The 25,116-nt window shown below is 73.2% G+C and carries 21 protein-coding genes and 1 tRNA gene; 14 read left to right on the top strand and 8 right to left on the bottom strand.

The features are described 5' to 3' along the window. Positions 1-66 precede the first annotated feature (66 nt). Positions 67-561 (top strand): DUF485 domain-containing protein, encoded by a 495-nt coding sequence (locus tag ACFVHO_RS33205; RefSeq protein WP_385722905.1) that lies wholly within the window; start codon positions 67-69, stop codon positions 559-561. A gap of 13 nt (positions 562-574) precedes the next feature. Next, positions 575-2,158 (top strand): cation acetate symporter, encoded by a 1,584-nt coding sequence (locus ACFVHO_RS33200; protein ID WP_385722997.1) that lies wholly within the window; start codon positions 575-577, stop codon positions 2,156-2,158. A 602-nt stretch (positions 2,159-2,760) separates the two neighbouring features. On the opposite strand, the gene ACFVHO_RS33195 is transcribed toward ACFVHO_RS33200, so the two are convergent. The 3 genes from ACFVHO_RS33195 to ACFVHO_RS33185 form a co-directional block, all read right to left on the bottom strand. After that, a complete protein-coding gene (locus tag ACFVHO_RS33195) occupies positions 2,761-3,714 on the bottom strand; it encodes a cellulose-binding protein (RefSeq protein WP_385722902.1) in 954 nt (317 codons plus the stop codon). A gap of 305 nt (positions 3,715-4,019) precedes the next feature. Next, positions 4,020-7,163 carry an SUKH-4 family immunity protein gene (locus tag ACFVHO_RS33190; protein ID WP_385722899.1) on the bottom strand — a complete coding sequence of 1,048 codons (3,144 nt, stop codon included), beginning with the start codon at positions 7,161-7,163 and terminating at the stop codon, positions 4,020-4,022. An 8-nt stretch (positions 7,164-7,171) separates the two neighbouring features. Continuing rightward, entirely contained in the window at positions 7,172-8,161 is a 990-nt protein-coding gene (locus ACFVHO_RS33185) for an SMI1/KNR4 family protein (RefSeq protein WP_385722897.1), read from the bottom strand. 266 nt (positions 8,162-8,427) lie between these two features. On the opposite strand from ACFVHO_RS33185, the gene ACFVHO_RS33180 reads away from it, so the two are divergent. Then, a complete protein-coding gene (locus ACFVHO_RS33180) occupies positions 8,428-8,994 on the top strand; it encodes a YwqJ-related putative deaminase (RefSeq protein WP_385722994.1) in 567 nt (188 codons plus the stop codon). 83 nt (positions 8,995-9,077) lie between these two features. Continuing rightward, entirely contained in the window at positions 9,078-9,566 is a 489-nt protein-coding gene (locus tag ACFVHO_RS33175; RefSeq protein WP_385722991.1) for an SUKH-3 domain-containing protein, read from the top strand. A gap of 48 nt (positions 9,567-9,614) precedes the next feature. Here the strand turns inward: ACFVHO_RS33175 and ACFVHO_RS33170 are convergent, their stop codons facing one another. Further along, the gene (locus ACFVHO_RS33170) at positions 9,615-10,964 is read right to left on the bottom strand and encodes a sensor histidine kinase (RefSeq protein WP_385722895.1); all 1,350 of its coding nucleotides are present in this window, start codon (positions 10,962-10,964) and stop codon (positions 9,615-9,617) included. A gap of 232 nt (positions 10,965-11,196) precedes the next feature. Between ACFVHO_RS33170 and ACFVHO_RS33165 the strand changes: the two genes are divergently transcribed. The 6 genes from ACFVHO_RS33165 to ACFVHO_RS33140 all read left to right on the top strand — a co-directional run bounded on the left by ACFVHO_RS33165 (position 11,197) and on the right by ACFVHO_RS33140 (position 16,046). After that, positions 11,197-11,267: transfer RNA gene (locus ACFVHO_RS33165), tRNA-Gln, on the top strand. A 201-nt stretch (positions 11,268-11,468) separates the two neighbouring features. After that, positions 11,469-12,926 (top strand): bifunctional UDP-N-acetylglucosamine diphosphorylase/glucosamine-1-phosphate N-acetyltransferase GlmU, encoded by a 1,458-nt coding sequence (gene glmU / locus ACFVHO_RS33160; RefSeq protein ID WP_385722892.1) that lies wholly within the window; start codon positions 11,469-11,471, stop codon positions 12,924-12,926. A gap of 124 nt (positions 12,927-13,050) precedes the next feature. Next, complete coding sequence (locus ACFVHO_RS33155; RefSeq protein WP_380845403.1) at positions 13,051-14,037, top strand: ribose-phosphate diphosphokinase; 987 nt, start codon at positions 13,051-13,053, stop codon at positions 14,035-14,037. Positions 14,038-14,228: 191 nt separating this feature from the next. Next, on the top strand, positions 14,229-14,819 hold the full coding sequence (locus ACFVHO_RS33150) for a 50S ribosomal protein L25/general stress protein Ctc (RefSeq protein ID WP_385722889.1): 591 nt from the start codon (positions 14,229-14,231) through the stop codon (positions 14,817-14,819). A gap of 88 nt (positions 14,820-14,907) precedes the next feature. Continuing rightward, positions 14,908-15,504, top strand: coding sequence for an aminoacyl-tRNA hydrolase (gene pth, locus ACFVHO_RS33145; RefSeq protein WP_385722886.1), 597 nt, complete (start codon positions 14,908-14,910; stop codon positions 15,502-15,504). 86 nt (positions 15,505-15,590) lie between these two features. Beyond that, positions 15,591-16,046: a hypothetical protein gene (locus ACFVHO_RS33140; RefSeq protein ID WP_385722883.1), complete on the top strand. Its 456-nt coding sequence runs from the start codon at positions 15,591-15,593 to the stop codon at positions 16,044-16,046. 92 nt (positions 16,047-16,138) lie between these two features. On the opposite strand, the gene ppc is transcribed toward ACFVHO_RS33140, so the two are convergent. Next, complete coding sequence (gene ppc, locus ACFVHO_RS33135) at positions 16,139-18,925, bottom strand: phosphoenolpyruvate carboxylase (protein ID WP_385722880.1); 2,787 nt, start codon at positions 18,923-18,925, stop codon at positions 16,139-16,141. Positions 18,926-19,279: 354 nt separating this feature from the next. Here ppc and ACFVHO_RS33130 point away from each other — a divergent pair, with 354 nt between their 5' ends. Further along, positions 19,280-20,311, top strand: coding sequence for an acyl-CoA desaturase (locus ACFVHO_RS33130; RefSeq protein ID WP_385722877.1), 1,032 nt, complete (start codon positions 19,280-19,282; stop codon positions 20,309-20,311). After that, positions 20,311-21,027: a TetR/AcrR family transcriptional regulator gene (locus ACFVHO_RS33125; protein WP_385722988.1), complete on the top strand. Its 717-nt coding sequence runs from the start codon at positions 20,311-20,313 to the stop codon at positions 21,025-21,027. The genes ACFVHO_RS33130 and ACFVHO_RS33125 overlap by 1 nt, the downstream gene beginning before the upstream one ends. Before the next feature lie 638 nt (positions 21,028-21,665). On the opposite strand, the gene ACFVHO_RS33120 is transcribed toward ACFVHO_RS33125, so the two are convergent. Next, positions 21,666-22,043 carry a VOC family protein gene (locus ACFVHO_RS33120; RefSeq protein WP_385722875.1) on the bottom strand — a complete coding sequence of 126 codons (378 nt, stop codon included), beginning with the start codon at positions 22,041-22,043 and terminating at the stop codon, positions 21,666-21,668. Further along, complete coding sequence (locus ACFVHO_RS33115) at positions 22,043-22,882, bottom strand: trans-aconitate 2-methyltransferase (RefSeq protein WP_385722873.1); 840 nt, start codon at positions 22,880-22,882, stop codon at positions 22,043-22,045. The genes ACFVHO_RS33120 and ACFVHO_RS33115 overlap by 1 nt, the downstream gene beginning before the upstream one ends. Before the next feature lie 180 nt (positions 22,883-23,062). Here ACFVHO_RS33115 and tamR point away from each other — a divergent pair, with 180 nt between their 5' ends. Beyond that, the gene (gene tamR / locus ACFVHO_RS33110) at positions 23,063-23,560 is read left to right on the top strand and encodes a MarR family transcriptional regulator TamR (protein ID WP_385722871.1); all 498 of its coding nucleotides are present in this window, start codon (positions 23,063-23,065) and stop codon (positions 23,558-23,560) included. Here tamR and ACFVHO_RS33105 read toward each other — a convergent pair. Further along, positions 23,519-24,295 (bottom strand): response regulator transcription factor, encoded by a 777-nt coding sequence (locus ACFVHO_RS33105; RefSeq protein WP_289949842.1) that lies wholly within the window; start codon positions 24,293-24,295, stop codon positions 23,519-23,521. The genes tamR and ACFVHO_RS33105 overlap by 42 nt on opposite strands. A gap of 244 nt (positions 24,296-24,539) precedes the next feature. On the opposite strand from ACFVHO_RS33105, the gene ACFVHO_RS33100 reads away from it, so the two are divergent. Further along, positions 24,540-24,983, top strand: coding sequence for a GNAT family N-acetyltransferase (locus ACFVHO_RS33100; RefSeq protein WP_385722868.1), 444 nt, complete (start codon positions 24,540-24,542; stop codon positions 24,981-24,983). Positions 24,984-25,116 lie beyond the last annotated feature (133 nt).

Below are 25,116 nucleotides of genomic sequence, written 5' to 3'. Positions count from 1 at the left end.
CCTCTCGGCCCTCGCTCCCTCGCGGTCCGCACCGGACCGAAGCCGCGCTTGGAGAGGAGAACCGGGATGACCCACCCTCCGCACAACCCGTCCCCCCACCAACCTCACCGCCCCCACGAACCCCATCTCACCCATCTCCCCCACCTCCCCCCGCACCCCCACACCTCGTCCCCGTCCTACGCCACCTACCCCTGGCAGCCCGTCCCCCCGCCGCCCGCGCCACCACCACCCCGCGCGGCACCCCGCCACCCCGCCCTCGGCAACCACCGCGACCTGCGGGTCCTGCGCACCGCCTACCGCCGGCAGCGCCGCGTCGCCACCCTCACCGCGCTCGGCTACTTCACGCTCTTCCTCGTCCTGTCCGGCTGCGCGCCGTCACTGATGAACAGCGAGGTCTCCGGCGGCCTGACGACGGGCCTGCTCCTCGGCCTCGTACAACTGCCGGTGATGTGCGTCGCCATAGCGCTGTACGAGTTCACGGCGCGGCGACGGCTCGACCAGCTCGCCGCGCGCCTGCGCAAGCTGGCGGAACTGGAGGCGAACCGTGACCACCGCCGCTGACACGACGCAGAGCATGACCCTGGTGGCGTTCACGGCCGTCGTCACGCTGACGCTGCTGCTGTGCGTGATGACGGGCCCGGACCGCGACGGGCTCGGCGAGTTCTACACCGGCTACGGCGGCCTCACACCGCTGCGCAACGGCCTGGCCATCGCGGGCGACTACATCTCCGCCGCGTCCGTGCTCGGCACGACCGGCGTCATCGCGCTGCTCGGCTACGACGGCGTGGTCCTCGCCCTCAGTACGTCGCTCTCGCTGATGCTGCTGATGTTCCTGCTGGCCGAACCCCTCAGGAACGCGGGCAAGTTCACGATGGGGGACGTGCTCGCGCGCCGGATGCCGGGGCGGGTGGTGCGCGTGACCGCGTGCGCGGCGACGCTGGCCGCGCTGCTGCCCCTCATGCTGGTCCAACTGGCGGGCGCGGGCGACCTGCTGGCGTTCGTCCTGGGGTTCTCAAGCCCCGGCCTGAAGACCGGATGCGTGATCGCGCTCGGGGCGCTGATGATCAGCTACGCGGCGATCGGGGGCATGAAGGGCACCGCCCTCATCCAGATCCTCAAGATCGTGATCCTGCTCGGGTCCGGGACGGTGGTCGCCGTACTGATCCTGCGGCGCTTCGACTGGGACCCCGGGACGCTCCTCGCCGCCGCGCGGGACGGCAGCGAGCTGGGCCCCGCGTACCTCCGGTCGGGGCTGCAGTTCGACGGCGGCCCGGCGCCGCGCCTGGACATGATCAGCTCCGAGCTGACGGTGGTCCTGGGCGGTGCGTGCCTGCCGCACATCACCATGCGCATGTACACGGCACGCAGCGCCCCCGAGATAAGACGTTCCCTGTCCTGGGCGGTCTCGTCGGTCGCCCTCTTCGTCCTCATCATCACCGTCATCGGATTCGGTACGACGGCGATGCTCGGGCGGGCCGCGGTGTCGGCGCACGACGCGCAGGGCAACACGGCGTATCTCCTGGGTACGCGGGCGGTGTTCGGCGCGGACGCGTCCGGCGCCGAGACGCTCCTCTTCACCACGGTCGCCACCGCCATCTTCCTGACCCTGCTCGCCTCCGTGGCCGGGATGATCCTGGCCTGCGCCAACTCCCTTGCGCACGACGTGTTCGCGGCCTGCCGCCGCGATCTGCCGCCCCGCAAGGAGATGACGCTCGCCCGCGGCTGCGCGCTCGCCGTGGGCGCCCTCGCGATCACCCTCGCCGTCCTCGTCCAGGACCGCAGCCTCCAGCCCCTGGTGTCCCTGTCCTTCTGCCTCGGCGCGTCCGTGCTCGCCCCCGCACTGATCTACACCCTGTTCTGGCGCCGCTTCACCCGCGCGGGTCTCCTGTGGACCCTCATCGGCGGCACACTCGGCTGCGCCGTCCTCATGACCGGCACCAACCTCGTCTCCGGCTCCCCCAACGCCGCCTTCCCCACCCACGACTTCAACTGGTTCCCCTTCACCACCCCCGGCATCGCCTCCATCCCCCTCGGCTTCCTCCTCGGCTGGCTGGGCACGATCACGTCCCGCCCGTCCGTCCAACGCGAACAACGGGGCCGGTACGAGGCGGTGGAACCGTTCATCCTGGCGGGGGCTCGCGGGGCGCGCGGGCGGTGAGTCCGGTGACTGTCGGCCCGGACGGGGGGGTTGCATCCCACCCACCCGCCCCGGCTGGGGGGGGGACGGGGGGGAAGTGGGGCCCGTGGTGCTCCCGCCCCGGGGGGAGGGATTCGGCGGCCCGGAGGTGTGGACTGCTTGGGGGCGGTCCTGCGGAGGTCTGGTGGGGGGCGGCCCTGCGGGTTCCGGTGGGGGTTCAACCTTGCGGGGCTCCGGTGAGTGGGCGCAGCCCTGCAGAGCTCCCGTGGGGCTCAACCCTGCGGGGTTCCGGTGGAGGCGGAGCCCTACGGGGTTCCGGTGGAGGCGGAGCCCCCCGGGGTTCCGGTGAGTGGGTGTGGGGTTGCCGGGCGGTGACTGTCCGGTCGGCGGTGAACGGGTGGGCGGGTGGGGCGGATCCGCCGCGCAGCGGCGGGAGCGTGGGATCCGAGCCGCAGACGGGCGACAGCAGGGAACGACACGGCGGCGAGCCCGGGACCGGACTCAGAAGTCCGGGCTCGGGCCCGGGCCCGGCGTCAGGAGTCCGTGCCGGGGACCGGCGTCAGGAGTCCGTGCCCGAGGTCGGGCCCGGGCCCGGCGTCAGGAGTCCGTGCCGGGGACCGGCGTCAGGAGTCCGTGCCCGAGGTCGGGCCCGGGACCGTGCCGGGGTCGCCGGGGCGGGGGACGTCCTCCTGGGCGCCCCGCCCGGTGAGCGCCGAGAGGCTGCTGCGGACGTGGTCCATGTGCGCCCGCACCTCGTCCCACCGCTCCCCGTGCTCCCGCAGGACCCGCTCCGTCTCCCGCCCGAGCCGCTCCTCCCGCATCCGCGCCCGCGCGAGCACATCCGCGGCGCGCGCCTCCGCGTCCTCCTGCCCGTGCCGCGCGGCCTCGTCGGCCTGGGCCCTGGCCCGCTCGGCCTCGGCGAGGCGAGCCTCGGCGGCGGCGACGAGGGACGCCTCGTGCGCCTCGGCCTCGGCCTCCCGCTCGGCGATCTCCCGCTCGGCGGCCTCCCAGCGTTCGGCGTGCTCCTTCTCCAGGTCGGCGAGGAGCCCACTGGTGCGCTGCCGCATGTCGCGCAGGGCGGCCAGCGCCTCGCCGCGCCACTGCTTCACATCCGTACGGGCGGCGACCCGCACCTCGTCGGCGGTGGCGCCGTCCGCGAGCAGCCGCCGCCTGGCCCGTTCCTCCGCCTCGCCGCACACCGAGTCGGCGTACGCCCGCGCGGCCCCGGCGAGCGCCGCCGCGCCCGCGGCGGTGGCCTCCGCGGTCGCGCGCGCCGCGGCCGCCGCCGCGTCCCGCACGGCCGCGGCCTCCTCCACGGTCAGCGCCAGCAGGTACTGCGCGCGCTGCCCCAGCGCCTCGTACGTCTGCGGAGCGAGCCGCGCGACGACCTCGCGCATCCGCGCGGCCTCCGCGCCCATGTCCTTCGCGAGGACGGTGAGGCGGGCGGCCCGCTCCCACGCCGCGTCGCGGTCCTGGGACAGGGCGTCGGCGTAGACCTCCACCTGCCCGGGACGGTAGCCGCGCCCGCGCACGGCGACGAAGCCATGAGGTGATACCGACACACCGCTGCCGCTCATCCTTGATCCCCTCTCTCGCCCACACAGACTCTCGCCGTCGCGCCGACCGCGTACAACGCGATTGGCGCACATCTTGATGGATCAAGCGGAAGTGGTCATAACGCGACACTCCGCCCACGCCATCCGGTCAAGGATGCGTCAATTGGGGTCAGAAGTCGGAATCGAGTTGTCGTTCCGGAGTACGACGAAGCCCTGATCGAGCCGGTCCGAGCCACCCGCGTACGCGAGCGCGCACGAGCGAGGCGTCCGACCTGATGCCCAGGTCGGACGCCTCGTTCAGCTGTTTTCTCGCTGCCTCGTACGGGTTACAGGAGTCCGTCCCACATCTGCTCGAGGAGCACCGACCACCAGCTCTCCGGCGAGGCGAGCGCGGCCGGGTCGAGCGCGGCGAGCTGCGTCTGGAAGTCGACGGTCCAGCGGCCCGCCTGCTCCTGGTTGAGCCCGTAGCGCAGCCGCCACATGCGGCCGAGGAGCCCGAGGCAGCGGGTGAACTCGGGCAGACCCGTGTTCACGAACTGCGGCGGCACGGGCGCGCCGCCGGGACCGGCCTCGACCGGCACGGCCACGATGTTCGCGGTGCCGTACTGGACGCAGATCGCCCGCCCGAAGTCACTGCCCATGACCAGGTACGAACCGGCGTCCGACGCGGGCTGCACGCCCCGCTCCTGCGCCATCTCGGCCAGCGTGGGCACCGGCCGCCCCGGCTGGGCCTGCGCCCAGAAGAACGGCCCGAAGTCGACCGGGAGCCCGGCCACGACGAGCGTGTGCGCCACCACGTCCGGCACGCCCTGGCGGGACACCGCCCGCTGGTCGAACCGGAACACGCCGGGACCGAACGCCCCGGCCAGCTCCTGGGCCACGGCCTCCGGCGGCACCGCGGGCGCGGGCGGCACCTGCGGAAGCGGCGCGCGCACCGGCGCGGGGCGCGCCGGGCCGTCCGCGACCTGGTGCAGCTCGCCCTGGTGCGCGAGCAGTTGGTGCATGCCCTGCTGCCGCGAGGCGTGGTCCTTGCCGTACGACGCGATCGAGGTGATGCGCGCCTGCGGCCAGGTCTCCCGGATCATGCGCGCGCAGTACGCGCCCGGCAGGTCGCAGGACTCCAGCTCCGTGTGGAGTTCGAGGACCTGGTCCGGCGGGATGTTCATGGAGCGCAGCTCGTGGAAGATCTGCCACTCCGGGTGCGGCGTCCCCGGCGCCGAGCGCCGGATGACCTGCTGCTCGGACCCGTCGGGCGCGCGGTAGCGCAGCACGGCCTGGTAGCCGGGGCCGACGGTGGGCTGGCCGGTCGGCGGCTGGGGGTAGCCGTAGGGCTGGCCGGGGCCCATGCCCTGGGCGGGCGGGGGCATGCCGGGGGCGCCCGGGCCGCCGGGTACGCCGGGAGGCAGGGGCGCACCGGGGGCGCCGGGCATGCCGGGTGCGCCGGGCGCACCGGGAGCGCCGGGCGGCATGGGCGCGCCGGGGCCGCCGACGGCCGGGCCCGCGAGCATGGTGGCGGCGTGGTGGACGCCGCCACCCGGAGCACCCGGGGCACCGGGGGCGCCAGGCGCACCGGGGGCTTGCGGCGCACCGGGAGCACCGGGCGGCTGCGGAGCGCCGGGCGCACCAGGAGCGCCCGGAGGCTTCAGGCCGCCGCCGAGGCTCGGGTCGGCCAGCATCGTCGCGGCGTGGTGCACCCCGCCGGGAGGCGTACCCGGAGCACCCGGAGCACCGGGCGGCTGCGGAGCCCCAGGCGCACCGGGCGCACCCGGAGCTCCAGGCGGACCGGGAGGCTGCGGAGCCCCAGGCGCACCAGCGCCCGGAGGCTTCAGGCCGCCACCCAGGCTCGGGTCGGCCAGCATCGTCGCCGCGTGATGCACCCCACCGGGAGGCGTACCCGGAGCACCCGGAGCACCGGGCGGCTGCGGAGCACCAGGCGCACCGGGAGCACCAGGAGCCGCAGGCGCCCCAGGAGCCTGCCCGTCCGGCCCGAGCGGCGACATCAGCTGCGTCGGTACGTATCCACCCGCGGGCGCACCCGGAGCACCGGCCCCGGGCGGCGGCGTGGCCCCCGGAGCGGGAGTGCCAGGAGCGGGCTGCGCACCCGGAGGCTGCGCACCCGGAGGCGGCGTACTCCCGGCGGGAACGCCAGGAGCAGCAGGAGCACCCGCGGCACCCGGCGCACCCGGCGCACCCGGCGCACCCGCACCGGACGCGTCCGGCCCCTGCGGATACCCGTACGGGGACGGCGCACCCGCTCCCGAACCACCGGGCGGAGGCGGCATGTTGGGGCCACCCACCGCGGACCCGGCGGGAGGCGGCGGCATGTTCGGACCACTCACCGCCGAACCGGCCGGGGGCGGCGGCATGTTCGGACCACCGGCCGACGGACCGACGGGCGGCGGCGTCTGACCGGCGGGCGCGTACCCCGCGGGCGGCGGCGGCAGGTCGGGGCCCGTCACCGCGGCACCGGCGGGCGGCGGCAGGTTCGGTCCCGCGCCCGGAGCGCCCGGCGCGGGCTCGTCCAAGGCGGGCGCGATGGCCGTCCTCGGGAGTTGGCTGCCGCCGGACATCAGCGCGGTCTTGGCCTCGGGGGACGCCGCGGGCGGCTGCTCCTCCTCGTTGTCGCCGCCGTCGAACGTCAGCGGCGGCGAGAACACCGTGGCGGGCAGCGGCACCGCCACGTCGTCGGCGTCGGTGTTCGTGTCCGTACCGGCCCACGGCGTCGCCGACGCGGGCACACCCGGCGCCGCCCCGCCGCCACCGGCCCCGGCACCCTGCTCGCCACCCGGCGTCCCGGCCGCGGGCCACGGCGTACCGCCGTCGGGCACGCCAGGAGCGGGCTGCGGGGCCGGAGCCGCGGGCGCGGCCGCCGGACCGGGCCCGGCCATGGTCGGCAGCGGCTCACCGTCGGACTGCCCGGAAGCACCGGAGGCACCCGCCGCGGCGGCACCGGCCCCCGCGCCGACACCGGCGCCGACCCCGAATCCCGTACCGGCACCGGCGCCAAGTCCCGTACCAGCACCAGCACCAGCACCAGCAGCGGAACCGCCCTGGGCGCCCCCGCCAGCATCCCCTCCGGAGCCGCGCCGGTCCGGGATCCCCAGCTTGTCCGCCGCCTCCTGGAGCCACTCCGGCGGGCTCAACAGGAACGACGTCTGGTTCAGGTCCATGCGCTGGGGGGGCTCGGGGGCCGGTTCGGGCGCCGCCTCCGGCACGCCGTACTCCTCTTCGTAACGGCGGATCACCTCACCCACCGGCAGGGCGGGCCACAGGGTCGCCTCGCCGCTGTCCCGGGCGATGACGAGCCGCTGGTGGCCGCCGTCCGAGCGGGGGCCGCCCTCGCGGTCCTCCGCCCACACCACGAAGCCGAGCTCGAACTCCCGCACCCGCACCTCGCGGTGGCCGGGCCCGGGCACATCACCGTTGATCCATTCCTCGGCGCGCTCCTGCGCCTGTGCGAAGGTCACCATCGGATCGCTCACTCCCCCACCGGGACGGCGCGCGCGAAGCCGCCGTCCACCATCAGGTTCGCCACGGTCTCCAGCTCGGGCGGACTGCCCGCGAGCCGGGAGAGAAAGGCGTCGAAGTCGTCGCCGCACGGCAGCAGCAGGCGCTGCACGCGCTCGGCCGGCGCCCAGGAAGGGTCCACGTCCCGCACGTCGTCGTACGCGCAGAACCACACCGAGCCGATCCGGTCGCCCTTGACCTTCACGGCCAGCAGACCGCCCTGCACGAAGCCCACGCCCAGGTAGTCCTTGGTGAGGTGGTCGCGCAGGCACTTGTTGACGTACAGGATGTCGTTGATCGCGGCCTCGTCGCGGACCGTGAAGAACGGCTGGTCGATGAGGAGCCCCAGCTCCGCGTCGAGGGCCGTGCCGACCGGGGCGCAGCCGCCTGCCGCCTTCAGGAAGGAGCGGTACGCGCCGGGCAGGCGGTAGCCGAGGTCCTCCTCGACGCCCGTGATCTGGCCCTCGGTGACGGCGACGGCCGCCTTCGGCAGGGCCAGGTGCGCGGGGCGGGTCTCCTGGAGCGGGCGGGTGCCGCGCTTGTTCTGGTCGACGGGCGCCGTGGAGATGCCGCCGTGGTGCCGGAGCAGGGCCTTGACCTCGACGGGGACCAGCTCCAGACGGCGGCCGTGCGGCGCGTGGTGCCAGGTCCAGCCGTGCGGGGTCGCGACCGCGGGGATCGTGTCCCACAGCTCGTGGCCGGACGCGGCGAGCGCCGCGTTCGCCGAGACGTAGTCCGTGAGGCGCAGCTCGTCCACGCCGAAGCCCTCGGGCGGCTCGGCGATCTCGGCGGCGGCACGCGCGTACGGCGAGAAGTCCGGGTAGCCGTCACCGTCGACCCGCACCCCTCTGGGGTGGCGGGCGGCGCGGACCGGGTCCGGGAAGTGGACCACCTGCCCGGCGTAGGCCGCGTTCGGCGGCGCGGCTTGCTGCCCGAGCCGACCTGGCCCACCTTGCGTCATGGCGGATGCCCTCCTGCGGCACTGTGAGGTTCACGGACGCCGACAGCCTATGCGCAAGCACGACACGGGTCACCGGGCCCCGAAACCGTGACCACCCGCCACGAGCCGGTCACCCAGAGGCGAAACCCAGGCGTGTCGTACAGCCCCAGCTTCCGCACCACACACCCCATTTGGCAGTCTGTTCCCGCAACGCGGGGGCGTGGCACCAGCGGCTGACACCGCGGGCACGGGGAGGGAAACACCACATGCACACGGCACCAAGCGGCATGTCCAACGCGCACGGCACACCTGTCACCGGCTCCGGAACCACCCGCACGGCACCCGGCCCGACCACCGGGGCGACCGCGACCGCCGAGCCCGGGGACCCGCGCGTCGGCTGGAGCAGCGAGCCCGTCGGGGCCCCGGTCCTGCACCACCGCCGCGACGGCATCCTGCCCACCGTGGCCGCCGCGCTCTCGGTCCGCGGCACCACCCTCACCAGCACCCCGAGGCGCGGCGAGGACCCCCCGGACCTGCACCCGCTCGTCCAGGACTTCCTCGACACCCTCACCAGCGGCCAGCGCGAACGCTTCACCGGCCGCTGCGCGGAGGCCGTCCTCATCTCCCGGCACCTGGCCACGGCCGACGCCGGCCGCTCCAAACGGGCCTCGCGCAAGCCGATGACCAACGGCGAGGCGCGCAAGGCACTCAAACACGCCAAACTCACCACCCGCCGCATCCGCGAGGACGGCGACCCCCTGCACGGCGCCTTCGCCCGCCCGTGCCGCTCCTGCACCGCCCTCACCGCGCACTTCGGCGTCCGCGTCGTCGACCCGACCGCGTCCGACGCGTGACGCGGGGCGCCCACCAGCTGACGACCCCCGGTGCCGCGCGCACCGGCCGCCGCCATCCGCACCCGCACCACGAGGGCCATGCCATGCACACCGACAACTCCACCCGCTTCCCCGTGCCCGTCGACGCCGCCCTGCGCACCGCCGGCTGGGCGCCGGGCCGCTGGGACATCAAGCAGGCCGAGATCTGGGCCGACGTCCTGCGCCGCCACACCTCACCGGCGGGCCATCAGCACGCGGTGTTCCCGGCGGCCGTGGAGGCCTGGGCGGAGTTCGGCGGACTGCACATCACCCCGCAGGGTCCCGGCCGTCAGATAGCCCCGGCGACCCTCCACCTCGACCCGATGTACGGCCTGCACATGGCCCGCACCCTCGGTGACCTGGGACGGGCCCTCGGCACGGAGGTCTGCCCGATCGGCGAGGAGACGCAGACACAGGCGCTGCTCGCGATGGACGCGGAAGGCCGGGTCTACAGCCTCGACCACAGCGGCGACTGGTTCCTCGGCCGCCATCTCGACCAGGCCCTCACCACGCTCGTCGCGGGCACGCAGCCCGTCCGGCTCACGACGGGCTGAGCCCCGCCCGCGTACCCGCGCCCGCCCCCCGCCCTCGTATGAGGAAGATCACCGACCGGCCGACGCCGGGAGCACCGCGGACACCTTGAAGCCGCCCGCGTCCGTCGGCCCGGACACGAAGACCCCGCCGAGCGCGGTCACCCGCTCCTTCATGCCGACCAGGCCGTTGCCGCCGCTGGGCAGCAGCACCTCGGCCGGACCGGCCTCCGGGGGCGGGCCGTTCTCGACCTGCATGGCGATCTCGGCGGCGCGGTGCGCGAGCCGTACGTAGGTCTTCGCGCCCGCCGCGTGCTTGTGCACGTTGGTGAGGGCTTCCTGGACGACGCGGTACGCGGTCTCCTCCACGTCGGACGCGTACGCCCGGGTGTCGCCCTCCACGGACAGGTCCACGGCCATGCCCGCGGCCCGCGACTGGTCCACGAGCTCGTCCAGCTCGGCCAGGCACGGACCTTCGGGGACGTCGGGGGCCGAGGGCCCCGGACCCGCGGCGGGCTCGGCGCGGGACGCCGCCCGGTCCGCGGCCTCGCCGACGGCGGCCAGCGGGACGGGGGCGGGCGCGGGCGCCGGTTTCGGCGGGGCGTCGCCCGCCCGCAGCACGCCGAGCATCTGACGCAGCTCGGTCAGGGCCTGGCGGCCCATGTCACCGACCAGAGCGGCGTTCTTCACGGCCTTCTCGGGATCCTTGCGGGCGACGGCCTGCAGCGCCGCCGCGTGCACGACCATCAGGCTCACGCGGTGCGCGACCACGTCGTGCATGTCGCGGGCGATGCGGGTGCGCTCCTCGCCGCGGGCCCACTCCGCGCGCTCCTCGGCGCGCTCCGCGAGCAGTTGCAGCTCCCGCTCCAGGCTGTCGGCGCGCTCGCGCAGGGACTCCATGAGGCGGCGGCGCGCGCCCACGTACAGACCGAGGAGGACCGGCGGGGCGGTGACGCCGAGGGAGGTGCTGATGGCGATGAACGGTATGAAGCCCTTGCCGATGGTCAGGTCGCCGTTGGCCATGTCCTGGTTGGTGCGGACGAACGTGACGATCAGGGTGCCGGCCAGGGACATGCCCGCGAGGGCGCCGATGATGCGGCGCGGCAGCTCGGAGGCGGCGAGGGTGTAGAGGCCGACGATCGCCATCAGGATGCCCATGCGGGCGGGCGTGATCGCGACGGAGATCAGCACGACCGCGATCGGCCAGCGGCGCCGCAGCACGAGGGCGGACCCGGCGACCACCCCGAAGCCCACGCCGACCGCGACCGGGATGCCCGCGTCGTCGGCGAACTGCACGCCCTCGACACCGCACTCGGCCGCGGACGCGAGGCCGAGGCCGACGTCCAGGACGGCACTGCGCCGCCGCTCCCACCACCACGGCCCGGTCCTGGCCGCGGTGTCGCTTTCCCCCGTCGTGGTCATGCCTTCCAGCGTAAGGGCGCCGGCGTCGCGTTATCCGGTGACTTTCGGTGCCGGAGATGTCGGGTGGTGCGGGCAGGCGCCGGACGCCGCGGGGATGCACCGGCGTGCGCGACGACTGGTGCACCGGGGTCAGGACCACCGCCTCGTACCGTCGCATCGGAGGCAGGCCGTACGGCATAGTGTTAGCCGCACGCCGAGCCGGTGATCCCACCGGGCGCGGCGCGTGGCCCATTCCCGGGTCGTCTAATGGCAGGACAAATGGTTTTGGTCCATTGAATGAGGGTTCGATTCCTTCCCCGGGAGCAGTACGCCGAGCGGGTCCCCACCATCACGGTGGGGACCCGCTTCGTGTGCCCGGGACTTCCCCGGTGTCTTCCCCAGCGCGTGGTCACGGCCCTGCCGGTGCGCGGGGCGGGCTTGCCCCGGTGCATGCGGCCGCCCCACTACGCCCCGGTATCCTGCGGATGTCCACTCCCCAAGCATCCGAAGCCGAAGGGCACCCCTGTGAGCGCCAATCGCCCGGCAGCCGTCGTCGTCCTCGCAGCGGGTGAGGGCACCCGTATGAAGTCGGCCACGCCGAAGGTCCTGCACGAGATCTGCGGCCGTTCCCTCGTCGGGCACGTTCTCGCCGCCGCCCGCGAGCTGTCCCCCGAGCGTCTGGTCGCCGTCGTCGGACACGAGAGCGAGCGCGTGATCGCGCACCTGGCCGCGATCGACCCCGAGGTGCGCACCGCCTTCCAGGCCCAGCAGAACGGCACGGGCCACGCCGTGCGGATGGGCCTGGACGAGTTGGGCGGCAGCGTCGACGGCACGGTCGTCGTGGTCTGCGGCGACACCCCGCTGCTCACCGGCGCGACGCTCACGAGCCTGGCCGCCACGCACTCCGCCGACGGCAACGCGGTGACCGTCCTGACCGCCGAGGTGCCCGACGCGACGGGCTACGGCCGCATCGTGCGCGACGGTGCGTCCGGCGCCGTGACCGCGATCGTCGAGCACAAGGACGCGAGCGACTCGCAGCGCGCCATCCGCGAGATCAACTCGGGTGTCTTCGCCTTCGACGGGCAGCTCCTCGCGGACGCCCTCGGCAAGGTCCGCACGGACAACAGCCAGGGCGAGGAGTACCTGACGGACGTCCTCGGCATCCTGCGCGAGGCCGGGCATCGCGTCGGTGCCTGTGTCGCCGGGGACCACCGCGAGATCGCGGGCATCAACAACCGTGTCCAACTCGCGGACGCCCGCCGGGTCCTGAACGACCGGCTGCTCACGGCGGCGATGCTCGCGGGCGTCACCGTCGTCGACCCGGCGTCGACGTGGATCGACGCGGGCGTCACGGTCGAGCGCGACGCCCTGGTGCACCCTGGCACCCAGCTGCAGGGCGCGACGCACCTGGGCGAGGGCTGCGAGGTCGGCCCCAACACCCGTCTGAAGGACACCACGGTGGGCGCGGGTGCCCGTGTCGACAACACGGTCGCGGACGGCGCCGAGGTGGGAGAGCGGGCGAACGTCGGTCCGTTCGCGTATCTGCGGCCCGGCACCCGGCTCGGGGTGAAGGCCAAGGCGGGTACGTACGTGGAGATGAAGAACGCCACGATCGGCGAGGGCACCAAGGTCCCGCACCTGAGCTATGTGGGCGACGCGACGATCGGCGAGTACTCCAACATCGGTGCCGCGAGCGTGTTCGTGAACTACGACGGTGAGGCCAAGCACCACACGACGGTGGGGTCGCACTGCAAGACAGGTTCGGACAACATGTTTGTGGCTCCTGTCACGATTGGCGACGGTGCCTACACCGCCGCGGGTTCCGTGATCACGAAGGACGTACCGGCCGGTTCGCTGGCCGTCGCCCGTGGCCAGCAACGGAATATCGAGGGCTGGGTGGCCCGCAAGCGTCCGGGAAGCGCGGCGGCGCGGGCCGCCGAGGCCGCCACCCGGACCTCCGAGACCCCGGCCGGCGAAAGCTGACCGGAAACAGGTGCGCCTGACACCGCGTACCGTGATAGGTGCACAAAGCTGATAGGTGCATGAAATCGGCTGGTTGGCGCGAGGACACCTCGCGGCCAGGGAACACGTCTGAGGAGACTGTGCTGTGAGCGGGATCAAGACGACCGGCGAGAAGAAGATGATGTTCTTCTCCGGCCGCGCCCACCCCGAACTGGCCGAGGAGGTCGCGCATCAGCTGGGTATCGGCGTCGTGCCGACCAAGGCCTTCGACTTCGCCAACGGTGAGATCTATGTGCGCTACCAGGAGTCGGCGCGTGGCGCGGACTGCTTCCTGATCCAGAGCCACACGGCTCCGATCAACAAGTGGATCATGGAACAGCTGATCATGATCGATGCTCTGAAGCGCGCCTCCGCGCGGAGCATCACCGTGATCGTGCCGTTCTACGGCTACGCCCGCCAGGACAAGAAGCACCGCGGCCGCGAGCCCATCTCGGCCCGCCTGGTCGCGGACCTGCTGCAGGCCGCGGGTGCCGACCGGATCGTCTCGGTCGACCTGCACACCGACCAGATCGTCGGCTTCTTCGACGGCCCCGTCGACCACCTCTTCGCGCTGCCGATCCTCGCGGACTACGTGGGCGCGAAGGTCGACAAGGACAAGCTCACGGTCGTCTCCCCCGACGCCGGCCGGGTGCGCGTCGCCGACCGCTGGTGCGACCGTCTGGGCGCCCCCCTGGCGATCGTGCACAAGCGCCGCGACAAGGACGTGGCCAACCAGGTCACCGTGCACGAGGTCGTCGGCAACGTCGAGGGCCGCGTCTGTGTCCTGGTGGACGACATGATCGACACGGGTGGCACGATCTGCGCCGCCGCCGACGCGCTGTTCGCGCACGGTGCCGAGGACGTCATCGTGACGGCCACGCACGGTGTGCTCTCCGGCCCGGCCGCGGACCGTCTGAAGAATTCGAAGGTCAGCGAGTTCGTGTTCACCAACACGCTGCCGACGCCGAACGAGCTGGAGCTCGACAAGATCACGGTGCTCTCGATCGCCCCGACGATCGCGAACGCGGTTCGGGAGATCTTCGAGGACGGCTCCGTGACCAGCCTCTTCGAGGAGCAGAGCGGCCCCGCGTAAGCACGGCTCGCAAGATCCTTTTGGTGCGGCCTCCGTCGCCGAGTAGACTGTCGAAGTTGCTCGGCGAGGGAGGCCGCATTCGTGTCCGCAGGGACGCGGTGTGTGGCGGTCCGTTATCGACGCGCTCTTCGTAGCAGGCCAGTCGTGGCCGGGTGACCACTTCAGTTCACCTTTTCTACGAGGAGTGCACCATGTCTGAGGTCAAGCTCAGCGCCGAGGTCCGTACCGAGTTCGGCAAGGGCGCCGCCCGCCGCATCCGCCGCGAGGACAAGGTTCCCGCGGTCCTGTACGGCCACGGCACCGACCCGGTCCACATCACCCTGCCCGGCCACGACCTGCTCCTGGCCCTGCGTACCTCCAACGTCCTGATCTCCCTGGACATCGAGGGCAAGTCCGAGCTGGCCATCCCGAAGGCGGTGCAGCGCGACGCCCTCCGTCAGGGCATCCTCAAGCACGTCGACCTGCTCCTCGTGAAGCGCGGCGAGAAGGTCAACGTCGAGGTCCCCGTCGTCGCCGAGGGCGAGCTGGCCCCGGGCGCCAACCTCCTGGAGCACGTCCTCAACGCGCTTCCGGTCGAGGCCGAGGCCACCCACATCCCCGAGTCCCTCAGCGTCTCCATCGCGGGCCTGGAGGCCGGTGCCTCCGTCCTCGCCAAGGACATCACGCTGCCCTCGGGCGTCTCCCTGGCCGTCGAGGGCGACACCGTCGTCCTGCAGGTCCTGGCCGCGCAGGCCGAGGAGGCCCCGGCCGAGGCCGCGGGCGACGAGGCCGCCGAGGCCTGATCCTCGACGCAGCCGTACCGACCGCCGCTCAGCGCCCTGGCGCTGGGCGGCGGTTGCGCTATGAAGGTGCCATGAAGGAGACACACAGATGACGACGGACCCCAGCGCCCCCTGGCTGATCGTGGGTCTCGGCAACCCCGGCCCCGGCTACGCCATGAACCGGCACAACGTCGGCTTCATGGTCGCCGATCTGCTCGCCGACCGGATCGGCGGCAGCTTCAAGCGGGCCGCCAAGGCGCAGGCGCACGTCCTGGAGGGCCGGATCGGCCCGATGGGCCCCGGCAGCCGCCGGGTCGTCCTCGCCAAGCCCGGTTCGTACATGAACCTGTCGGGCGGTCCCGTCACCGCCCTGCGCGACTTCTACAAGGTCCCGACGGCGAACGTCGTCGCCGTCCACGACGAGCTCGACATCGACTACGGCGTGCTGCGCCTGAAGCTGGGCGGCGGCGACAACGGCCACAACGGTCTGAAGTCGATGACGAAGGCGATGGGCGCCGACTACCACCGGGTCCGCTTCGGCATCGGCCGCCCGCCGGGCCGCATGCAGGTCGCGGACTTCGTCCTCAAGGACTTCTCCGGCACGGAGCGCAAGGAGCTCGACTACTTCGTGGACCGGGCCGCGGACGCCGTGGAGTGCCTGGTGGCCGAGGGTCTGGAGCGGGCGCAGAGCACGTACAACTCCTGACGTACAGCTGTGTAAGCGGGCGAATCAACAGGCCGTGTTCCGGCCGGTGTTGACTGAGAGCAGCCCTTTCCCCAAGGATCGCCGCCATGCCCGCATACCTAGTGCGGGGCGCGGCGACGCTCCTCGCGGCCCTGATCCTGACCGCCGGCGTCTGGGCGTCGTGGGGGACGGCGCGGCACGTGATGGTTCCCGACGACGGGCGGGAGCGGGGCATGCTCTCGCTCGCGCGCTGCGGCGGTGACGAGTGCACGGGGCCGTACGCCCCCGCCTCCGGCAGCGAGCCCCGGGAGCGCGTCGTCATCGACAAGTCGGTCGCGGCCAGGAAGGGCGAGCGCATCCCGGTCGTGGTCAAGCCCGACTCCGACGAGGCCGTGCGCAGCGGCGGCCCCGGTTTCCTGCACGCCTGGCTGCCGCTGGGCGGCGCGCTGCTGCTCGCGGCGGTGGTCGTGGCCGGGGGGCTGCGGCTGAACAAGGTCGCGGCGATCCTGGCCCTCGCGGGCGGGATCCAGCTGACGGCGGCCTTCGCGGCACTCGCGCTCTGAACCGCCGGAGCCACCCGGTCCTCCGGAACGGGCCCGGGGCCCCCCCCCCACCTTCGTCAGGTGCGGGGCCCCGGGCCTGAGGCGTGCGGCGGTCAGCCGGTGTTGCGCAGCCCCGCCGCGACGCCGTTGACCGTGAGGAGCAGCGCCCGCGCGAGCAGCGGGTCGGCCTCGTCGCCCGCGGCCACCGCGTCCCGCTGCCGCTTGAGCAGCGCGACCTGGAGGTAGGAGATCGGGTCCAGGTAGGCGTCACGGATCGAGAAGGTCTGCTGGAGCACCGGGTTGGAGTCGAGCAGGCGCTCGCCGCCGGTGACGCGCAGGACCTCGGCGACTGTGAGGGCGTGCTCGGCCTCGATGGTCTCGAAGATGTGCTTCAGCTCGCCCGGCACCAGCGTGTCCACGTAGTGGCGGGCGATGCGCAGGTCGGTCTTGGCGAGCGTCATCTCGACGTTGGAGAGGAAGTTCCGGAAGAAGTGCCAGTGCTCGTGCATCTCGTCGAGGACACCGTCTCCTCCCAGGGTCGCGGTCTGGCCCGCCTCGCGCAGTGCCTTGAGGCCGGAGCCCACGCCGAACCAGCCGGGCACGATCTGCCGCGACTGGGTCCAGCCGAACACCCAGGGGATGGCGCGCAGGCCGTCGAGGGAGACGCCCGAGCCGGGGCGGCGGGATGGCCGGGAGCCCAGGTGCAGGTCGGCGAGCTGGTCGACCGGTGTGGAGGCGAGGAAGTAGGTCGGCAGGTCCGGGTCCTCGACCAGCTTGCGGTACGCGGCGTGGGCGGCGTCGGACACGACGTCCATCGCGGCGTCCCAGCGGGCCAGGGCCTCGTCGGACTGGCGGGGCGCGGTGTGCAGGGCGGAGGCCTGGAGGGTGGCGGCGACCGTCAGTTCCAGGTTCTCCCTGGCCAGGGACGGCACCAGGTACTTGTCGGAGATGACCTCGCCCTGCTCGGTCACCTTGATCTCGCCCTCCAGGGTGCCCCAGGGCTGGGCGAGGATCGCGTCGTGCGAGGGGCCGCCGCCGCGGCCGACGGTGCCGCCGCGGCCGTGGAAGAGCCGGAGCCGGACGCCGTACCGGTGCGCGACGTCGCGCAGGCGCCGCTGGGCGCGGTGGATCTCCCACTGGGAGGTGGTGATGCCGCCGAACTTGGAGGAGTCCGAGTAGCCGAGCATGACCTCCTGGACGTCGCCACGCAGCGCGACCAGCCTGCGGTACGACGGGTCGGCCAGCATCTCGTCCAGGATGACGTCGGCGGCGCGCAGCTCGTCCGTGGTCTCCAGGAGCGGCACGATGCCGATCTTCGCCCAGCCCGCGTGCAGGTCGATCAGGCCGGCCTCGCGGGCGAGGACGGCGGCGGCGAACACGTCGTCGGCGCCCTGGCACATGGAGATGATGTACGACTCGATGACCTCGGGCCCGAACACGTCCAGGGCCTTCTTGACCGTGCCGAACACGCCGAGCGTCTTCTCCCCGGCCGCGTCGAGGGGCGCGGGCGAGGGCGCGAGGGGACGGCGTGAGCGCAGCTCCTTGGCGAGCAGCTTCTGCCGGTACTCGCGCGGCATGTCGGCGTACCGCCAGGACTCCTCGCCGAGCCGGTCGAAGAGCTGGCCGAGGGCGTGGTGGTGGGCGTCGGCGTGCTCGCGCACGTCCATCGTGGCGAGCTGCAGGCCGAAGGCGGCGAGCGTACGGATCGTGCGGTTCATGCGGCCGTCGGAGAACAGGCCGCCCTTGTGGGCGCGCAGCGACGTCTGGATGAGCGTGAGGTCGTGCAGGAGCTCGGCGGTGCCCAGGTAGTCGCGGCCGGGCTCGTGCGTGGTGCCCTTGGCGAGGCGCTGCTTGGTGTTCTCCAGCTTCTGCCGGACGCAGGTGGCCTTGAGGCGGTAGGGCTCCTCGGCGTTGAGGCGCTTGTAGCGGGGGCTGATCTCCGGCAGCCGCTCCAGGTCGCACTGGAGGGAGTCGAGGAGCTCCTCGGTGGCGCCGGTGTAGCGGATGGAGTTGGAGAGGAAGCCGCGCAGCTCGTCGATCAGCTCCAGGGCGTCGTTGATGCCGTGCTCGTGCTGGAGGATCAGGACTTCCCAGGTGACGTCGGGCGTCACGTTCGGGTTGCCGTCGCGGTCGCCGCCGATCCAGGTGCCGAAGGTCAGCGGGCGGGTCTCGCTGGGCAGGCGCACGCCGACGCGCTCCAGCTCCGCGGTCAGGTCCTCCAGGACGTCACCGACGGCGCCCGCGTGCAGCTCGTCCAGGTAGTAGATGGCGTTGCGGGCCTCGTCGGCGGGCTCGGGACGGACCACGCGCAGCTCGTCGGTCTGCCAGACGAGGTCGATGTTCTCGGCCAGACGGGTGTCGTGGCGGCGCCGGTCGGACTCGATGACCGGGGTCTCCAGGAGCTCGGCGACCCGGCGCAGCTTGTTGAGCACGGAGCGGCGGGCGGCCTCCGTGGGGTGCGCGGTGAAGACCGGGCGCACGTTGAGGTGCTCCACGGTCTGGCGCAGGTGCTCGGGGTCGGCGTCCTTGAGGCGGTCCGCGGTGCGGGCGAGCAGGCCGCCCTCGGCGGCGCGGCGGGCGCGCAGCTCACGGCCGCGGTGCACCTGCTCGGTGACGTTCGCGAGGTGGAAGTAGGTGGAGAAGGCGCGCACCAGCTTCGCGGCGGTCTCCAGCTCGGTGCCGCCGAGGAGCTTGGCGGCGGCCTCGCCGTCCTCGCGGGTCAGACGGCGGACCTTCTCCACCAGGTCCAGGAGCTCGGGGCCCTCCTGGCGTACGAGGGTCTCGCCGAGGAGGTCGCCGAGGCGACGGATGTCGGCGCGCAGCTCGCTGTTCGCCCCGGCCGAGGTGGACGTGGTGCTGGCGGTGGCCGTGGTGGCGGTCTGGTCGTCGGCACTGCTCACAGGTGCGGCTCCTTGCGGTGAAGCCCGCCGTTTCCGAGGCGGAGAACGGGGGTGGGCACGTCTGGGAGGGGTCCCGGCCGTGGAACCGGGGGAGATACAGAGCGGACCGCGCTGTCCGACCGATCCAAGGATAGGTGTCGATGGGTCTTGGCAGACTCGCGGCCTCTTGCCGCGATGCCGCGCACCGCGATACGTACGAGGCCGTAACCTACGGTCCCGTAGCCACGCGTATGAGCGGCCCTTTCCATGGGCACCCGCCCGTCCGGTGCCTTCCCGCCCGGCACGTGTCGACACCTCGATTTTCCCTAGTCCCGAATTCCCGCAGTCACCCTCGACCCCCCAGGGGAAGCCCCTATGACCACGAGCCCCGACGTCATCGACGAACCAAAGGGGGCGCCGTCGGGCGCCCCGCTCCCCTCCGCGACCCTGGGCGGTGAACAGAAGCGCTCCGTGGAACAGCTCGCGCTGCTCCTCTTCATCACCGTCCCGTTCCTGGCCCTGGTGGCGGCGGTGCCGCTGGCCTGGGGCTGGGGGGTGAGCTGGCTGGACCTCGGCCTGCTCGTGTTCATGTACTACCTGGGCTGCCACGGCATCACCATCGGCTTCCACCGCTACTTCACGCACGGCTCCTTCAAGGCCAAGCGGCCGCTGAGGATCGCGCTCGCGGTGGCCGGATCGATGGCGGTGGAGGGCCCCCTCGTCCGCTGGGTGGCCGACCACCGCAAGCACCACAAGTTCTCCGACGCGGAGGGCGACCCGCACTCGCCGTGGCGCTTCGGCGAGACGGTCCCCGCCCTGATGAAGGGCCTGTGGTGGGCGCACATCGGCTGGCTGTTCGACGAGGAGCAGACCCCGCAGGAGAAGTACGCGCCCGACCTGATCAAGGACCCGGCGATCCGGGCCGTCTCGCGCCAGTTCGTCCTGTGGACCGTGGTGTCGCTCGCGGTGCCGCCGCTGGTGGGCGGCCTGGTCACGATGTCCTGGTGGGGCGCGTTCACGGCCTTCTTCTGGGGCTCACTCGTCCGGGTGGCGCTGCTTCACCACGTGACGTGGTCGATCAACTCGATCTGCCACGCGGTGGGCAAGCGCCCCTTCAAGTCCCGCGACCGCTCCGGCAACGTGTGGTGGCTCGCGGTCCTGTCCTGCGGCGAGTCCTGGCACAACCTGCACCACGCCGACCCGACGAGCGCGCGCCACGGTGTGATGCGCGGCCAGCTCGACTCGTCGGCACGGCTCATCCGCTGGTTCGAACAGCTCGGTTGGGCGTACGACGTGCGGTGGCCCACGAAGACCCGGATCGACGCCCGCCGCAAGGGGCCCGAGGGCGCGGACGGGAACCCTGCGATTCCCGCCCCTGGCAAGCCCCGGGCCGTAGACGCGGCATGATGGAGCACGTGGCGACCGACCCCAGCAATCCGAGCACGACGCGCTCCGCGCGGGCCCCGCAGGGCTCCGCGAGTTCGAACAACGACAAGCCCCGGCGGGCCCGCCGGACCCGGATGACCGGCGCCGAGCGCCGTGAGCAGCTGCTGGACATCGGCCGCACCCTGTTCGCCGCCAAGGGCTTCGAAGGCACGTCGGTCGAGGAGATCGCGGCGAAGGCCGGTGTCTCCAAGCCCGTCGTGTACGAACACTTCGGCGGCAAGGAGGGTCTCTACGCGGTCGTGGTGGACCGCGAGATGCGCCAGCTCCTCGGCATGGTGACCGGCTCCCTCACCGCCGGGCACCCCCGCGAGCTCTGCGAACAGGCCGCCTTCGCCCTCCTCGACTACATCGAGGAGTACACCGACGGCTTCCGCATCCTGGTCCGGGACTCCCCCATCCCCCAGTCGACGGGCTCCTTCGCCTCCCTCATCTCCGACATCGCCACCCAGGTCGAGGACATCCTCGGCCAGGAGTTCAAGACCCGCGGCTTCGACCCCAAACTGGCCCCCCTCTACGCCCAGGCCCTGGTCGGCAGCGTCGCCCTCACGGGCCAGTGGTGGCTGGACGTCCGCAAGCCCAAGAAGGCAGAGGTGGCCGCCCACCTGGTCAACCTGGCCTGGCACGGCTTGGACGGCCTGGAACCGAAGCCGCGCCTGATAGGCCATCGCAAGTCCTGACGTCACACCGTCGGGGGCGGTGCCCCGTGCACGGGTGCCCCGGGTGCGGGGGGGGCCGCCCGCCCGACGGTCTCGTACCCGCGCGCGGCCCGGTGGACGCTTGCCACCGCGCTGCGCGTGGCGGCTGGCGATGCCAGGGGCGTGCTGTGGTCCCCGGCGGACCCGAGAGGCGGCCCGTGGCCCGGTCGGCCCGCGCCGGCCGTGCGCGGCAGCCGTCCGTCCCCGCTGCGCGGGGACCTTTCCCACCCGCCCGCCCATTTTGTTGGCCCCGGCGCACCGAAAGGCAGGCCGTGCCTCCGTCGGCCACGCCTGAACGCCCCTCGCCAACGGACGGACGGCTGCCGCACACGGCCAGGTGCCCCGGGGACCACAGCAACGGACGCACCGCTGGTGCCCACACCGCACGCGTTCAGCGCGGACCGGCAGCGCCACAGGCCGACGCCCGGGGTGCCCCGGGGACAAGAGCAACGGGTGGGTGGGTGGGAGGCGGCCCCGCGCAGCGGGGGCGGGGGTTGCCGCAGGCGGTCAGTGGTGGTCTGCGGTACCCCGGGCCACCCCCGGGCGCGCCGGGGACCACGGCAACGGGTGGGTGGGTGGGAGACGCCCCCGCGCAGCGGGGGCGGGGGTTGCCGGGTGGGTCAGGCCGCGGGCACCGCCACGTGCGGCTCCAGGAACTCCAGGCGGTTGCCCACCGGATCCTCGGAGTAGAAGCGCCGGTGACCGGGGAGGAGGTCGTCCCAGGTGACGGCCGCGCCGAGGGCGGCAAGCCGGTCCGCGTAGGCCTCGATACCGGTGACGAGGAGGCCGGGGTGCGCCTTGCGGGCGGGCCGGAAGTCGGCCTCGACCCCGAGGTGCAGCCGCACGGCTCCCGCCTCGAACCAGCACCCGCCACGCCCCGCGAGCCCGTCCGGCTTGGCCACCTCGACCATGCCGAGCACGTCCACGTAGAAGGCGCGCAGCGCACCCTCACTGCCGGGCGGAGCGGCCAACTGCACATGGTCGACGGCGGCGAGCATCAGACCGCACCGCCCGCGCGGGCGACCGCGAAGAGCCGCCGGAAGGGGAACACGGTCCCGTGCGCCCCGGCCGGATAGGCCACGCGCAGCAGATCGCGGTACTCGCCGAGGAACGCGTCCCGGGCCACCGGGTCGTCGGCGAGGGCGGTGAGGACGGGCCGGAGGCCGGTCCCCTTGACCCAGTCGAGGACGGGGTCGTCGCCACCGAGCAGATGCTGGTACGTGCTCTCCCAGACGTCGGCCGCGCAGCCGAGCCCGGTGAGGAGCTCCAGGTAGGCGGTGGGTTCGAGGACGGCGTCGGCGTGCCGGAGGACCCCGCCGAGCCGTTCCCGCCACCGCCCGCTCGCGCAGAGCTCCCGCATCAGGGTGTGGCTGGGCGCCCCGAAGTTGGCGGGCATCTGGACGGCGAGCACCCCGCCGGGCCGAAGGGCCGCGACCCAGTCGGGGAAGCGGTCGGCGTGCCCGGGCACCCACTGGAGTGTCGCGTTCGACAGGATCAGGTCGTACGTCCCCGGGGCGGGCGTCCACGCCCCGGCGTCGGCGTGCGCGAACTCCAGGCGGCCGCCGCCCGCCGTGGGCCCGGCGAGGGCCTCGGCCTGCCGCAGCATCTGCGGGGAGTTGTCGAAGCCGGTGATGTGGGCGTCGGGCCAGCGCTCGGCGAGCAGGACGGTGACGTTGCCGGGCCCGCAGCCGAGGTCGGCGATGCGGGGCGGGCGGCCGTCGGGGTCGGCGGGGAGCGGGGGCACCCGGGCGAGGAGGTCACGGAAGGGGCGGGCGCGGTGGCCGGAGTGACGCAGGTACTGGTCCGGGTCCCAGGTGGGCGACGCGGTGGGCGGCATGGGGTGCTCCTCTGCGACGAAGACGACGGAGGCGACAGACGCGACAGACGCGACGACGGCGAGATGGCCCACGGCCGACGTCGCCGTGAACGCGTACCGGATCGGTCCCCCTCATCCTCGGCCCCGAAATATCTTGATGTCAAGAGACTTCATGTCGAGGGACCCCCTACACTGATCGTCATGGAGGACGAGGTCGACCGGCTGGTCGCTGCATGGCGCCGGGAGCGCCCTGACCTCGACGTGGAACCGCTCGAGGTGCTGAGCCGCGTGAGCAGGCTGGCGCGCCACCTCGATCGCGCACGTCGACTGGCGTTCTCCGAGCACGAGCTGGAGCCCTGGGAGTTCGACGTGCTGACGTCGCTGCGGCGCGCGGGCGCGCCGTATCAGCTCTCGCCGGGCCAGCTCCTCACCCAGACCCTGGTCACGTCCGGCACGATGACCAACCGCATCGACAGGCTCACGAAGAAGGGCCTGGTGGAGCGGCTGCCCGATCCGAGCGACCGGCGCGGCGTGCTCGTGCGGCTCACCGACGAGGGCCGCGACCGGGCCGACCAGGCCCTCGCGGGCCTGCTCGACCAGGAGCGGGCGATCCTCGGCGAGCTCTCGCGCGCCCAGCGCGGTGAACTGGCGGCGTTGCTACGCCAGTTGACCGCCCCGTTCGACAACATCCCCGGCTAGGTCGGCGGGGCCGACGCCCGCCCTGCGGGCCAGGGCGACGGCGGCGAGCGTGGAGTGCACGCCGAGCTTGCCGAGGACGTTCTGCATATGGGTGCGGACGGTGTGCGGCGACAGGAAGAGACGCTCGGCGACGGCCTTGCGGCCGAGCCCCGCGACCATGCAGCGCAGCACTTCGCGCTCACGCGGGGTGAGGGACTCCACGAGCCGCTCGCTCTCCGTACGGTGCTTGCGTGCCGCCGTCAGTTCGCGCAGGACGCCCGTGAGCAGCGCGGGCGGCAGATGTGTCTCGTCGCGCAGGACGCCCCGGATGACCGTGAGCAGCCGGGACAGCGAGCAGTCCTTCGCCACCCAGCCGGACGCCCCGGCGCCGAGGGCGAGGGCCGCGCGGCGCGGGTCGTCCTTCTCGGCGAGCACGACCGTGCGCACGGCGGGCTGTCCCGAACGCACGCCCGCCACCAGCGAGATGCCGTCCACAAGCCCGTCGGCCTGGCCGTCGTGCACCGGCACGGCGGGGCGGGCGCCCTGCAGTGCCGGGGCGGAGCTGCCCAGGTCGGCGTCCACAAGAAGCACGTCGTATCTGCGGCCTTCCGCGGCCGCACGGTCCAGGCAGCGCAGGGCCGCGGGGCCGCTGCCCGCGGCGGACACCTCCACGTCGGGCTCTGCGGCGAGCGCCGCGGCCAGCGACTCGGCGAAGATACGGTGGTCGTCGACGACCAGGACTCGGATTCGAACCACGGAAACCCCCACAGGTCGGAGTGCGACCGACGCGGGCCCGGCGCCCGGAGCGGGAACACCGCAGCCGCACGGCCGCCGCCGTGCCGTGACTGCCAAATACCCCCACGCCGGGCGTCGCACCCGACTGTCTCGCCCCCTGATCGGCGCCGGCCCCCACCGGCGCTGCCCTTCAGAGTACGGACGGGGGCTCCGAGCGGAAGTGGATTTGCAGAACTGATTGGCCGACGCGTTTATGGTGGGCCGTATGTTTCGTATTGAGACAGGAGTCGACAAAGAACGTCTTCGTCTGCTTCGGGGGCGGTTGCGGGACGCCAACAGGGACGCCTCAGCGGTCCTTCGCGCTCTTCAGGGCACGCCCGAGGAGCGGGAAGAGCCGCTCGGCGTCTGGGCGTTGGACGACCAGGGCGATCTGGTCGGGGGGCTCTCGGGGTATACGTGGGGGCGGTGGCTGCATGTGAGTCTGCTGTGGGTCGCCGAGGACGCGCGGGGGGTGGGGCTCGGGGGGCGGTTGCTCGCCGATGCGGAGCGGCTTGCCGCGGAGGAACGTGGCTGTCTCAACTCCCGCCTCGAGACCTGGGACTTCCAGGCGCCCGCCTTCTACCGCCAGCAGGGGTACGAGGTCGTCGCCGTCATCCCCGACTACCCCGAGGGCCACAAGGAGTTCACGCTGACGAAGCGGCTGGGGTGACCTGCGCGGGGCGCCCCAGTCCCACCCCTTCTCCGAAACCGGGGGCTGCGCCCCCTGGACCCCCCTTGTCGGCGCTCCGCGCCTCGTCCTCAAACGCCGGACGGGCTAGATGATGTGCGGGTGAAATTCAGCC

It is taken from the genome of Streptomyces sp. NPDC127108, from assembly GCF_042677545.1.
Lineage (GTDB): Bacteria > Actinomycetota > Actinomycetes > Streptomycetales > Streptomycetaceae > Streptomyces.
This window is presented reverse-complemented; position numbering and strand designations above follow the sequence as displayed.